Here is a 13,725-nt window from a genome sequence, read left to right as displayed (position 1 = left end):
GTCGAACTAAAAGAAAGTTGGTATCAAAAGTTGGATACAAAAACCGTTTACAACCAGAACGCAGACAAGTGGTTGCGCACCACCCCCAGCTCCCTGTACGATTTGACCGCCCGTCCTCTGGTATTTGACGCCTGTGGCGACGACCTCGCCGGTCGTTCCGTATTGGACCTGGGCTGCGGCGAAGGTTATTGCGCTCGGGAATTAAAGCGCCGTGGAGCGGGAGATTATTTGGGCGTAGACCTGTCTTCCCAAATGATTGAAATTGCCCGGCAGCAGGAACAGCAAGATCAATATGGCATCGAGTATGTCAGTTGCGACGTCACCGGCTTTAAACCCGAACGTCAGTTTGACCTTTGCATTGCGGTTTTTCTGTTTAACTACCTTACCGTGGAGGCCATGCACAAGGTCATGGCAACAGCCTATCAAGCCATTGCCCCGGGCGGGCAGTTTATCTTTACGGTACCCCACCCTTTCTTCCCCTTTGTTCGGCCCGAAGAGTCAGCACCGTTTTACTTTTCCTCCCAGGGAAAAAACTACTTTGCCGATGTTAACCAGCAATTCGAAGGGGAAATCTGGAAGCGAGAAGGTGGCTCCCTGCATGTGCAATGTGTACACAAAACCTTTGCGGATTATTTTAGCGGGCTTCGCCAGGCGGGTTTTGATTCCATGCCGGAGCTTGAGGAATTAACCGTAACCCCGGAACTCGCGCAGACAGATCCTGAGTTTTTTGCGCCACTGGTTAACCAGCCATTGCACCTGCTGTTTAAAGTCTCGAAATAACGAAAGTCTAGTAATGGAAGCAGCTACCGCCCCGTCAAGTGAACAATCGTTACTTGATCGCCTCTATTGCTTTGCACGGGAAACACCTCGACAACAAGTCATCGTCGCTGCTGATATCTCCCTGACCTATGCCCAGCTGGCCAGGCTTGTTTGCCTGCAAGCAGACAAGCTCAGTGAACTGGGCATTGATAAAGATGCCACCGTAGGTATCCAGTGCGCTGACGATACCCGCCATATTCTACTGTGTTTGGCCGTCAGCCAGCTGGGCGCAACCTCCTGCACCATCCCCAGTTATGAACCTGAACCAGCCCGGGAAGCGTTGGCTACTCGTTTGGGGGTTAGCCATATTCTGGATAAAGGCGAGGTCATTGATCTCGGCCTGGCAACAGATCAGCAACAGCCAAAAAACCTGAGCGCACCGTGCACAGATTCCCGTTTTCTGTTTTCCTCCTCCGGCACGACGGGCGAACCCAAACTGGTGATCCACCATGCCTCAGATCTGGTTGCCCAGGCCCACCGGCATATCGACGATTCCAGCGAGCGCTTTATCTGCCTGGCATCGGTGGAACACAACTTTGCCAAGCGCCATCGGCTCTATTGCCTGGCTCAGGGGGCAACCAATATTTTTGTCGATGCCAACGACGAACATTTTATTGAGCGTTGCCAGCAACTGGATGTGGGGGTTATTCACGTTTCGGTGTTTCAGGCTCAGCAACTGCTGGCCAAAGACAGTATTTCCACACTGTCTCACATACGCTTGAAGCTGGGCGGCTCTCACGCCAATCAGAGGTTAAGGGAAACACTGCGCCAAGGTATCACCCGGAATCTACAAGCGGGCTACGGCACCACCGAAACCGGGGCCATTTGTTTTACCGACCCCAGCGACACAGGGGCTAAAGACAGCGTTGGCCAAGCCCTGCCAGGCATTGAAATAAACATTGTCACAGCGGATAGACAGCGCTTGCCCGCTGGCGAAAAAGGCGAAATTGCCATCCGCTGCAAAGGCATGTTTCGCGGTTATAGGGGCAAACCGGAATTGACCGAATCCAGCCTGGTGGATAATTGGTTTTACACCGGCGATATTGGCTACCTCGACGAGCAGCAGCGCCTTTACCTGTGCGGCCGTGCCGACGATATGTTTGTCTTTAACAGCATCAATATCTACCCGCAAGATATAGAGGCCCTTCTCTGTCAGCATCCGGCGGTTGCAGATGCTGCTGTTATCCCCAAACCCTCCAGCCAGCACGGCAATATCCCCATCGCTCTGGTGGCTTTCAAGGGGGCAAAGCCTCATCAGAATGAGCTGGCCAAATTAAAGAAATTTGCCCACTCAAAACTCGGGCTGCGCTGCCCGCAGCAGTTTATGCCCGTGGATGAAATCCCGCGCAATTCATCGGGGAAGATATCCCGCCTTGCAGCCCAAAAAGTCTCTGTTAAAGGCGATGAGGTCAGAACCGCCATTGTGCAAAACCTGTACAATTCTGAGGTATTAGATGGTGTTAAAGCGGAGATAATACAGGGGTTTGAAAGCGGCAGCAGGGATATTCGTCTGCGCGATATACACATGGATTCAATCGCGCAAATGAACCTGCTGGTGATGCTGGAAGCGAATTACGATCGAATCATTATGCCGCCGCAATTTGCCCGCTTGAATTCCCTTAATGAGCTGGTTGCAGTTGTCCTGTCACCGCAAGACCAATCACTTGTCGCCAAAGAATCAGCGGCTTCAGATCACAGCCTTCCCGATCAAACAGAAGTGCCCTATATCGTTACCTTCTTCAGGCGGGTATTTCACACATGCGGCACTGTAGCGCACCTGAACCGGGCACTGGCCAGCTTTGAGTATCGGCTGACCCCATTGGAACTGACCTGCCTGAGCCAATGGCACAGCAGCCAGCAACTTTTTCCAAAAGACACGGAACAAAAATTCCATATCGTATTTGAGAGCTGGCTGGAATCCCTACAGCAAATGATGGCAACAAGTGGCAAGCAGACGCCAGAGCCCTTTGTATCGAAAAAAATCAAACCGATGCTGACCCACTTCACTGGGCCCGGTGTGCCATCAGATAAAACCCTGGTGATTTGTTTCTCCATCGCCCGCTCGCGGCAAATGATGATTCCCAATACCGTACTGATGCAACACACCGATGCCAGCAATTTTGATCTGTTGTCGGTAGGTGCATTCAGTCCGGACGGTTTTGATTTTGGGGTTCCGCTCATTGGCAACAACACCTTGGACATTGTCGATTTTCTGGCGAACCTGGATTTAATTCAGAACTACAAAAGCATACGCACCGTAGGTTGCAGCGCTGGTGCCCCCATTGCGGTTTTGCTGGCCAATCGCCTGAACGCAGAAATGGCGGTCAGCCTGGGTGCTCGTTTTCACCGCTACCACCGCCACCCCTTAAAAATCGTCAAGCGCTTTTCCGCTATCCATAAGGGCATGCGCAAGCGTAAACACAAGCAAACCAAAGTGATATACAGCTACAGCGCCGGACGAATGCGTGACCGCCATTGCGCCAAGCTCATGCGTTCTTTGTTTGGTGGGATTTATCTGATTCTTAAAATAGACCAGCGCAAGATCAGCCATACGATTCTGGATGACTTGCTGACTCTGCATAAGTTAAAAGGGTTTCTTGAGCAGACCATATTTGCCGACAGCCCCGAAAATGCCGTATCTGAACATTCAACGCTGAGCTACCCGGAAGCAAAGCTGCAAAGAATGAGATAAGCGGCAAAAAGCCACTACACTACCAAGCCGCCCCTGCGACATTATGTCGCATACCCAACCACGCCCTGGCTGGCTACTATGCAGCGCAATTATTGATTGCGTTTGTCCTTTGAGAGCCACCATGAAATCCCCAACAAACCTGTTAGCGACAGCGATTGGGCTATTTACTGCCCAAGCCACATGGGCTGACCATCTGGAAGAAATTGTGGTCAGCGACAAACAAAACTCACAGGGCGACCTGCTGGCGAATATCGAGCAGCAATCTCTGGCTGATGCCGGGCAGTTGCTAAGAGGCGTGCCCGGCGCCAACGTCAACAGTATTGGCTCGCTATCGGGCATTGCTCAGTACCGTGGCTTATCCGGTGACCGGGTAGCGGTGCGCTTGGATGGTGCTGCTGTATTCAGCGGTGGCCCCAATGCCATGGATGCACCGCTCTCCTACGCACCTTCCCTGTTGCTCAAACAATTGTCCGTTACCCGTGGAATCGCACCGGTAAACAGCAGCCAGGAATCTCTGGGCGGGCAAATCAATGCGCAACTGGATCGGGGCGAGTTTGGTTCAAGCGTTGAATTTGAAAGCCACGGCCAACTGGCCAGCCGTTATCAGTCCATCAATAATGGCCACAGCACCGCCATTCAGGGCCATTTGGCCAACCGTCATCACAAATTTGCCCTGCTGGCCAGCCGCGACAACGGCAACAACAGCGAATTTGCCGGGGGCACATTGGCCGGCACCCAGTTTGATCGCGAACGCTACGACCTCAGCTACGGGTTTCGCAGCGAAAACGTCAACGCATCGTTTTATGTAGGCCGCAACAATACCGATGATACCGGTACCCCGGCGTTGCCCATGGACATTAATTTTATTGATACCGACCTTGCGGGCTTTGATATTACCGTTGCCCTGGGTGACTGGCATCTGAACACCTACGCACACATCAGCGATGTCGACCATGGCATGGATAATTTCAGCCAGCGACAGGCACCAGCTTCACCGATGATGTTTCGCTCTATTGATGTGCAAGCAGATCACCAGTCCTTTGGCCTCAGTGGTTCTACGGCTGTGGCTCAAGGGGTTTTGCAATTGGGAGCGGATGCCAGTCGCAGTACCCAGGACAGCGATATCTTTAACCCCAACAACAGCGTTTTTCTGATTCGCAATTTCAACAATATTCAACGGGATGTGGACGGTCTGTTCGCTCAGTGGAATCGCGACCATGGCAGTTGGGCCCTGGAAGCTGGGTTACGCTATAACCGGGTGGACGCCAGTGCTGACAACGTAGCAGCAGTTGCGGTGCCGCCACCGGTTATTGGCCTGGCGCAGGGGTTTAACAGCAATGACCGGGATTTGAGCTTTAACTACCTGGATTGGGTGGCTAAAGGCAGTTACCGCTTGAGCAGCACCTACACGGTGGAGCTGGGCTTGGGGCAAAAACACCGCGCCCCCTCTTATCAGGAACTGTTTTTGTGGGCACCGTTACCGATTACCGGTGGCCTCGCAGACGGCCGTAGCTACATTGGCAATCTGGAGCTGCGCGAAGAACAAAACCACGAAATTACGCTGGGCCTTAACTGGAATACCGGCAGCCACTATTTCACACCACAGGTGTTTTATCGCAGGGTAGATGATTACATTCAGGGCACTGCCGCTACCAACCCGGTGGCCAACATGGTATCCACTGTTTTAAGCGGCGCGCCGGCACTGCAATTCAACAACGTGGATGCAGAGTTGTACGGTATTGATGCCGGTTACGGTTTTACCCTGAGCAAGCACTGGCGTATTGATGGCAGCCTTAGCTACGTACAAGGCAAACGCACCGATGCGATTGACGATAACCTGTACCGGGTTGCCCCTCTCAACCACCGCGTAGCACTGAGCTATCAACAGAAAGCTCTAAACGTTGCCATTGAATCTGTCACCTACGCTGTCCAAAACGATGTTTCTCAGTTTAATGATGAGCAGACAACACCCGGCTATGGGCTGATTAACCTGCGCGCTCAATACGCATTGAGTGAGTCTTTACAACTCTCTGGTGGCATTGGCAACTTGTTCGATAAAGCCTACCAGGAACACCTGGGCGGCTATAACCGCAACGGCAACAGCGATGTTCCCGTGGGCGAGCGACTGTTTGGTACTGGTCGAGATATTTATTTGGCGATACAGCTGAGCTTATAAGCCCACACTCTTCTGATACTTCTTCTGTTGTTTGGGAAAGCCTTTGGCTTTCCTTTTTTTTATCCACAGGTAACATAAGGGCACCTCTAAAAATAGTGATATTTTCGTGAGAGCAAGGCGGCAGTGCACGGAGGTCCGCAGTGTATAAGGCATACATGAGGAGCCGAGTACACTGCCAACACAGCTATCGCGGAAATAGTGCATTTTTGGAGGTGCCCGTAAGATAATGTCTGTTTTGCCCCCCACCACCAGCGCCGTCATACGGCGCAATTTAAAGCGCCTTAATTTGCTGCGAACCTTCGCTATCGCGGGGCAATTCCTGGCACTGTATTTTTTTTGGGTCGCCAGCGATATTGGCTTACCCGGTGAAATCCTGGCGACGATTTTATTGCTCTACAGCGCCGTTTTAGGCATTAGCATATGGCGCAGTCACTGGCGAGTTGCGATTACCGAAAAGGAATTTTTTGCGCACTTGCTGTCCGACATCGCGTTCTTCTCTGCCTTGCTGTATTTCAGCGGCGGCGCCAACAACCCGTTTGTGTCCTACTACCTGGTGCCCATCTGTATCGCGGCCGCCACCCTGCCAAGAAGCTATAGCTGGGTAATCGCGCTCTTATCCCTGGCGGCATACAGCGCTTTGTTTTACTACCATCAGCCCGTCGCGGCTCTGTCACCGCACCACCATCACGGCGGCGGTGGTGGCAACTTGCACTTGGTGGGCATGTGGGCCAACTTTGCCGTTAGCGCCGGGCTGATTACCCTGTTTGTTACCCAAATGGCAGCAGATCTGCGCCGCCAGGAGGCGGAGGCCAATCGTTTGCGAGAAGACGAATTGCGCAATGACCAGGTGATGGCAGTGGCCACCTTGGCGGCGGGTACAGCCCATGAATTAGGCACCCCACTCAACACCATGCAGCTGTTACTCGACGACCTGGCTCACGCCCAGCAAACCGGGCCGCTGCAAGAAGACATCAGCACCCTGCAAACACAAGTCAAACAGTGCAAAGACACCCTGCAGAGGCTGGTCAGCACCGCCCAAATTAACGAAGACAACCAACCGTCAGTGCAAGATATTCGCACTTACCTCAACACCCTGCTGGAGCGCTGGCAGGTGATGCGCCCCAATGCCAAAGCCACCATTAACCTGGACTCAAGCGGCCCATCCAGACAGGTTCACTTTCCCGCTACGGTGGCCCAGTCCATTCACAACGTGCTCAATAACGCCGCCGACGCTAGCCCGGAAATGACCATCGACATCCACTGGGATCAGCAAACCCTGAACATCTGTATTCGGGACTATGGCCCCGGCCTCACTCAGCAGCAGATAGAACAACTGGGCCAGCCGTTTACCAGCTCCAAAGCCAGTGGCATGGGCATAGGCCTGTTCCTGACTCAAACCACACTCAGCCGCATTGGCGGTCAGGTACTGATGCGCAACGCCGAGGATGGCGGTGCCATTACCCACATTACTCTGCCGCTGTTGTCAGAGGCTTCTGCACCATGAGCACTCCTGAAACATGGCTGGTAGTGGATGACGACCCCACCTTTGCTGCGACTCTCGCCCGATCCTTGCAACGTCGGGGTCATCATGTAAATGTTGCCAACAGTGCTGAAGAGGCATTAGAGCAAGCCCGCCAAAAACCACCACAAAAGGCCGTGCTCGACCTCAAGCTGGCAGAAACCTCTGGTTTGCACTTGTTGACCGAACTAAAGCACCACCACCCTCAGTGCCAAATGGTTATGCTGACCGGCTATTCCAGTGTGGCAACTGCGGTTGAAGCCATTAAACTGGGGGCCGTCAATTACCTGTGTAAACCGGCTAGCCTGATGGACATTATCAATGCCTTTAACACTGATAGTGGCGACCCCGGCACGATGATTGAAGATACTCCACCGTCCGTTGACCGTTTGGAGTGGGAGCACATACAGCGGGTGCTTGCAGAAAACAGCAACAATATTTCCGCCACCGCCCGGCAACTGGGCATGCACCGCAGAACCCTGCAGCGAAAACTGCAAAAGCGACCTGTAAAAAAATAACCTGAGCTAAAAAATCTGTGAATCAACCCGACCATCATCACAAACACGACCAGAATAATCGACCACCCGGCCAGAGCATGGGGCGTGGCATGATGTACGCCGGATGGCTGGTACTCCTGGCACTGCTCACCTGGGTATTTGGTAACTGGGAGGAAGAGCGTTACAACCCCAACCAACAGGTTGCCGGCCAAACCAATGGTGGCCATACTGAGGTGGTGTTAAAGCGCAACCGCTGGGGGCACTACGTGGCCAACGGCACCATCAACAACAAAACTGTTACCTACTTGCTGGATACCGGGGCTACCGATGTGTCTATTCCCGGTCATCTGGAAAAAAAGCTGGGCTTGCAGCGGGGCCAAAGCTACCGGGCATCCACGGCCAATGGCACCATTCAGGTTTACAGCACCACGCTGGATAAATTCACTTTGGGCGGCATTGAAATGCGCAACGTGCGCGCCAGCATCAACCCCTTTATGAGAGAAAACGAAATTCTGTTGGGCATGAGCGTATTGCAACACCTGGAACTGGTTCAGAAAGGCAATACGCTGACCATTCGCCAATAGCAAAAATGGATTAATTCAGGATTTTGTACCCACGGTGACGTAAACAATTGCGCACCACCCGACGCTTTTCCCACTCCGCAGAACGCGCACCTTTTACACCGGATAAAATAGCGCCGGTTCCCGCACCTCTTGCCGCACCGTCGCCGCCATCAAAAATAGCGCCGATGGCACCGCCAACAACCGCCCCTTCCGCAGCCCGGCCAGCCACTCGTCCGCCTTTATTCACCTGCCCGGCGTATTGTTCGCAGTCTGACAAGTCATCGTGAAAAGCAGCCATATCGACGCCTTTCTCATCAATGATAACGCCACTGTGGCCATAGCCCCGGTACGTATTGGCACAGGCCGCCAGCAACAGTACTGCCCCCAGGCACAACGCCACGGATAACCGTTTGATCATCACTGCTTCTCCAAACTTTTTCTGTAAACTTTTTCTCTAAAAGGGTCTGGCCATTGAAACGCGATATCCATTAGCCCGTTGACAGCAACCCGTTTTTCTAACAGGAGCGTTTACGAGGGAAAGATACTCGACAAGGAACCGATCATGGGCACATCAAAACCTGTTTCCCGCACACTGGGCATTTGCACGTTGGCAGCCATGCTGACGCTGTTTTCTCTGCTGGCCATGGTGGCATGCACCACCAACCAGACCGATACCCAAGCCCGTATAGAAGAGGAAGTCGTGGTGTTGGCTTCGGTGGCGGACGCCAGCTCAGCCCAAGAAAACTTTAAACGCTCTAATGCAATCAATAGTCCTCGGCTTCAAAGAGCTTTGCCATTAGCTTTCGAAATGGGCCCTGTGGTGGAAAATCGGGAGAACTACCGCCACCGTGACGCCAATGGTTTCAAAATAGTCAACGAACAACCGGTCAGCACATTCAGTATCGATGTGGACAGCGCCGCCTACGCCAACGCTCGCCGCTTTCTCAATAACGGAACACTGCCACCGGCGGATGCAATTCGCAGTGAAGAATTTATCAACTACTTCGACTACCAATACCCACAGCCCCAAAATCGAGAAACCCCATTCTCCATTACCGCGGAAGTCGCTCCCAGCCCTTGGGCCGAAGGCCGCCATTTGCTGCATATCGGTTTACAGGGGTACCACATGGATCGCTCTGAATTGCCTGCGGCGAATTTGGTATTTCTTGTTGATGTGTCCGGCTCCATGAACTCCGCCAATAAACTCGGCTTACTGAAGCAGTCGCTAAAACTGCTCAATCGCTCGCTGACCAAAGACGATACCGTCAGCATCGTGGTGTATGCCGGCTCTTCTGGTGTGGTACTGAAGCCAACCGCAGGTGACCAACGCCACGCCATTAACAACGCGCTCAGCCAGCTCCAGGCTGGAGGCTCCACCAACGGTGCTGCGGGCATTCAACTGGCCTACCAAATGGCCAGAGAACAGTTTAAATCCGAAGGCATCAACCGGGTGATACTGGCCACTGACGGCGACTTTAATGTGGGTGTCACCAGTATTGATGCTTTGAAACAACTGGTTAAAGAACAGCGAGACAGTGGCATTGAGCTGACCACTCTGGGCTTTGGCGCTGGTAATTACAACGACGCACTGATGAACGAGCTGGCGGAAATTGGCAACGGCAACGCCGCCTATATCGACACCGCCCGGGAAGCCCGCAAAGCACTGGTGGAACAGTTGAGTGGCACCTTGTATACCATTGCCAAAGACGTAAAAATTCAAATTGAATTTTCACCGCTGGTGGCCGAATATCGCTTGATCGGCTACGAAAGCCGCCTGTTAAAACGGGAAGATTTTAACAACGACAAAATCGACGCTGGCGAAATTGGTGCTGGCCACAGCGTAACAGCGCTGTACGAAATTGTGCTGGCCGGCAGCAACGCCGTCACCGTGGATCCACTGCGCTACAGCAACACACCCAAAACCGATAGTAAAAGCGACGAATTGGCCTACCTGAAACTGCGTTACAAACTGCCAGACCAGGAAAAGAGCACACTGGTGCAACAAGCTATCAAACGCCAACAAATTGTGCCTTTGAACAACAGCAGCACCAATTTCCGCTGGAGTGCTGCGGCGGCGGCTTTTGCCCAACAGTTGCGCGGCAACCCGTGGATGCAGGCATTCAATTACGATGGCTTACTGAGTTTGGCCCAGGGGTCTCGCGGCAAAGACCCACAAGGCTATCGCGCAGAGATGATTCAGTTGGTTAAAATGGCGCAAACCCTGCAACCACCAACCACTCTGTCTTCACGCTAACTGGAAGATTATATGGACGATCACGCACTGATGCAGGCATGGCAAAACGGTGACGGCTCGGCATTCGAGCAGCTTTACCTACGCCACAAAAGCCCACTGCTGCGTTTTATGAAGCGCCAGGTGGGCGACCCGGTGGCGGAAGAATTATTTCAGGATGTGTGGATGAAGGTCATCAAAGCCCGTCTTAACTACCGCCCTACTGCTGCGTTTAAAACCTGGTTATACACCATTGCCCGCAACCGCATGCTGGACCACTTTCGCAGCCAACAACGCACCCCTGTGATGGAGTGGGACGAAGACCAACCCTTAACGGCCAAGTCTGACCCACACGTGGAATCCGCCAACGGCCAGCAGGTACAGCGGTTACTCCACGTTCTACAAACACTACCCGCAGAACAACGGGAAGTGTTTCTGCTGAAGGAAGAAGCGGGGTTTACGGTGCCCGAAATCGCCGGGATGATTGATTGCAGCCTGGAGGCCGCCAAAAGTCGTTTGCGATACGCCATTAAAAAATTGCAACAAGGTATGGAGATGTACTGCGATGCCTGACGAAAACACCATTTCCAGGCTCTACCAACAGAGCCGGGAGGAACCCATGGACAGCCAACAGCTGGACGAAAAAATTCTCGCTGCTGCACAAGCAGACCTGCAGGCCAGCAGGCTGAAAGCAAAAGTGGTCGCCTACCGTGGTTGGCGCCGCTGGAGCACCCCCATCGCCGCAGCCGCCTGCCTGCTGCTGGCGACATCACTGGGATTCAACGTAGTGCTCTATCAACAAGCCAGCGTTACTGCGGCACCGGATACTTACCTGCTGTCCGACGCTCCCGCCGCTGTAGAAGCAGACAGCGCAGTCGCCGACATTGCTCCACAGGCAATGAGTGCAGAATTAACCGCCAAAAGAGCCAGACCAGAACGTACCCGTCGCATTTCTTCTGGGCAAGCAGACCGCTTATTTGAGATGGAATCCGCCCCCATCGAAGAAGAAATTGTGGTGACAGGAGCGATTACAGAAGATGTATCGCCAGAAATGGTGGCCAAAATCGACGGGATTATTGATTTATTACAAACTGGCCAACTGGAAGCGGCAGAGCAGCAGCTGGCGGTGTTGGTGGATGATTATAAGGGGCGGGAGGAGTAGGTTAACGCCTAAACCAGGTATGCCGTAGGCGTCACCTGGATTTACTTGTTACAAGTGCCCCTGAGACAAACATTTTTTCTATTTTTCCTAAAGATCTATGTTTGTTGTTCAGTTTTACGCGAATATCATCCCAATCAAGTTGAATGCTGAATTTATCAACGATCTTATCGATTGGTTCACCTCTTTCTTTTGCTAGAGCATACAAGCCAATTACTTGTTGATCATTAACTCTCTCATACTCACTTATATAATTTTGAAACAGTTCTCTAGCTTGAGCTGTCTGGTTATCAATGAGGTTTTGTAGTTTTAAATGTATGCGCTTTAGACACCCTACATACTCTCTTGCAGAAACATTAATATCTACTTTTTCATCCATTTCAGAAAGAACCGCTCGTTTAAAGTTTTTATCTTCTTCAAGAAGGTTTTTTCTAGAGAATATTTCAGTTCTGTGCTCCATTAATTTGTTTGGGCCTTCACCTACCCACCTAAACGGATAAGATAAATTATGGACGGCTAAACCATCATGCTGAACATAATTGCGTAGAGCTTCCATGAAACGGTAATGTTCAGAATTATCGTATTCTTCACTGAAATATGACTTTACTTCCTTCTTTACTTCACTTTCATCTTCAAAGAAAGGGCGAATGTGCTTAGTTGCTTGATCGACGTAAAGCTTCGTTGACGTTAATAGGTTTACAATCCGTCTATTTAGTGTAAGTCTTGAATCAAAAACTTGTGGGTAATCACCAAACGGAGACACAATTAAATCAGCTGAGTTAATAAGTAACTCTTTTTCTAGTTCGATAAAATTCTGCAACATTAGCTCAAACTTTTCAGAGATACCTAAGCTAGCAGATAGCTTTTCTCTTGCGCTTTGTAACTTTTGAAACTCATTCTCTGATAGTTCGATTTCAGGGTGCTTTCCCAGAGCAAATTTTTGAATGCAATATCTCATTTTTTACTCGTAGCTTGTAACGCCCAGTGCACCGGCGAAACAAGCAGTGCTGAGCCCAGCCCGCTTGCGGGTTTTGGTGCCGCCGCTTGTTAATTCTCTGGACACTTATAATATTTAACATTTGGATAAATCTGTTTATTAAATAGTACTTGTTCATCGCTTGAAAGCTCAAATGTATCGGTATCTAGCCAAGTAGAACCTTCGCTTGATGACAGCGATATAAAAGCTGTTGTGTTTTGATATACGTATATCGATTTGATATCACCATAACCTTCCCATCCCTTTGTCTGGGATTCGGCTATTTCGAAATAGCTTTCAGTAACTTTTCCGCAATTTTTCTTATCTTGGGCCCAAACTCCTTGGAACCTTTCAGGAACTTTCTCTAGCTCACCAGCAGACAAACTTAATGAAAAGTTTATTGGTAAGACTAAAAGTAAAAATTGTTTAGTATTTTTCATAGAGTTAACGCCCAGCGCACCGGCGAAGCACGCAGTGCTGAGTCCAGCCCGTTTGCGGGCGTTGGTGCCGCTGCTTGTTAAGGGTGTTTAGCTCCATATGAACATTACTATAGCGATTATGGGAATGAGTAGAAAAGCCAACCCAAACCAAAGCGGCGAGATAATGGTTTTTTCCTGAATTTGCTTATACTGCTTGAGCAATAAGGCTAGCTCGGTGTCTGGAAACTTTGGCTCGACACCTTCCTTGATGCGCATAGCAAATTCCTTGAGGCTAGATATTTCCGGTTCACCGGCAGTTCCTTGACCGCCTAAATCGAAGGTTCTTAGTGTTGAGAGCCATACGCTTTTCACAACATCATTTTCATTTACTGCCTTAAAGCCACAAGACCGGCACTTTTGGTGTGGGCTGCTTTTTTGATGTCCACACTGAATACAGAATGCAACGACCATCTTGAAACCCTTAACAGCCTGTTTATACGGCGTGACTAGATATGGATATATCCACATTTAGAAATCTAAACAACCCTTGTCCCAAACTTCAAGATATGCCTCCGCAACTGCTTACTGTGACCGTGGCCAGCAGGGATGCTGGCCACGAGCCTACATGGACGTATTCACGGCGTGTCACAGCAAGCAGTTGCGGGGGTATGTTCA

The 13,725-nt window shown here is 51.2% G+C and carries 13 protein-coding genes; 9 read left to right on the top strand and 4 right to left on the bottom strand.

The genetic code is table 11. The features are described from left to right. Positions 1-30: 30 nt before the first annotated feature. The 6 genes from KFE80_12935 (at position 31) to KFE80_12910 (ending at position 8,287) form a co-directional block, all read left to right on the top strand. On the top strand, positions 31-780 hold the full coding sequence (locus tag KFE80_12935) for a class I SAM-dependent methyltransferase (protein UTW45246.1): 750 nt from the start codon (positions 31-33) through the stop codon (positions 778-780). A 13-nt stretch (positions 781-793) separates the two neighbouring features. After that, complete coding sequence (locus KFE80_12930) at positions 794-3,511, top strand: acyl--CoA ligase (protein ID UTW45245.1); 2,718 nt, start codon at positions 794-796, stop codon at positions 3,509-3,511. Positions 3,512-3,632: 121 nt separating this feature from the next. Next, positions 3,633-5,687, top strand: coding sequence for a TonB-dependent receptor (locus KFE80_12925; protein UTW45244.1), 2,055 nt, complete (start codon positions 3,633-3,635; stop codon positions 5,685-5,687). 226 nt (positions 5,688-5,913) lie between these two features. Then, a complete protein-coding gene (locus KFE80_12920; protein ID UTW45243.1) occupies positions 5,914-7,191 on the top strand; it encodes a HAMP domain-containing histidine kinase in 1,278 nt (425 codons plus the stop codon). Then, positions 7,188-7,724, top strand: coding sequence for a response regulator transcription factor (locus KFE80_12915; protein ID UTW45242.1), 537 nt, complete (start codon positions 7,188-7,190; stop codon positions 7,722-7,724). Before KFE80_12920 ends, KFE80_12915 begins: the two co-directional genes overlap by 4 nt. Positions 7,725-7,801: 77 nt before the next feature. After that, complete coding sequence (locus tag KFE80_12910; protein ID UTW46735.1) at positions 7,802-8,287, top strand: TIGR02281 family clan AA aspartic protease; 486 nt, start codon at positions 7,802-7,804, stop codon at positions 8,285-8,287. A 10-nt stretch (positions 8,288-8,297) separates the two neighbouring features. Here KFE80_12910 and KFE80_12905 read toward each other — a convergent pair whose 3' ends face one another. Further along, positions 8,298-8,642, bottom strand: coding sequence for a glycine zipper family protein (locus KFE80_12905; protein ID UTW46734.1), 345 nt, complete (start codon positions 8,640-8,642; stop codon positions 8,298-8,300). A 186-nt stretch (positions 8,643-8,828) separates the two neighbouring features. Here KFE80_12905 and KFE80_12900 point away from each other — a divergent pair, with 186 nt between their 5' ends. The 3 genes from KFE80_12900 to KFE80_12890 are packed head-to-tail and all read left to right on the top strand — an operon-like array spanning position 8,829 to position 11,658. Next, entirely contained in the window at positions 8,829-10,520 is a 1,692-nt protein-coding gene (locus KFE80_12900) for a VWA domain-containing protein (protein UTW45241.1), read from the top strand. 12 nt (positions 10,521-10,532) lie between these two features. After that, on the top strand, positions 10,533-11,069 hold the full coding sequence (locus KFE80_12895; protein ID UTW45240.1) for a sigma-70 family RNA polymerase sigma factor: 537 nt from the start codon (positions 10,533-10,535) through the stop codon (positions 11,067-11,069). Beyond that, complete coding sequence (locus KFE80_12890) at positions 11,062-11,658, top strand: hypothetical protein (GenBank protein ID UTW45239.1); 597 nt, start codon at positions 11,062-11,064, stop codon at positions 11,656-11,658. Before KFE80_12895 ends, KFE80_12890 begins: the two co-directional genes overlap by 8 nt. A gap of 31 nt (positions 11,659-11,689) precedes the next feature. Here KFE80_12890 and KFE80_12885 read toward each other — a convergent pair whose 3' ends face one another. The 3 genes from KFE80_12885 to KFE80_12875 form a co-directional block, all read right to left on the bottom strand. Further along, a complete protein-coding gene (locus KFE80_12885) occupies positions 11,690-12,613 on the bottom strand; it encodes a hypothetical protein (protein UTW45238.1) in 924 nt (307 codons plus the stop codon). Between the two features lie 89 nt (positions 12,614-12,702). Then, on the bottom strand, positions 12,703-13,071 hold the full coding sequence (locus KFE80_12880; protein ID UTW45237.1) for a hypothetical protein: 369 nt from the start codon (positions 13,069-13,071) through the stop codon (positions 12,703-12,705). An 87-nt stretch (positions 13,072-13,158) separates the two neighbouring features. Then, a complete protein-coding gene (locus KFE80_12875) occupies positions 13,159-13,521 on the bottom strand; it encodes a hypothetical protein (GenBank protein UTW45236.1) in 363 nt (120 codons plus the stop codon). Positions 13,522-13,725 lie beyond the last annotated feature (204 nt).

Source organism: bacterium SCSIO 12696 (assembly GCA_024397955.1).
Classification (GTDB): domain Bacteria; phylum Pseudomonadota; class Gammaproteobacteria; order Pseudomonadales; family Porticoccaceae; genus SCSIO-12696.
The sequence above is the reverse complement of the archived record's forward strand: the minus strand, read 5'-3'. Positions and strand labels throughout refer to the sequence as shown.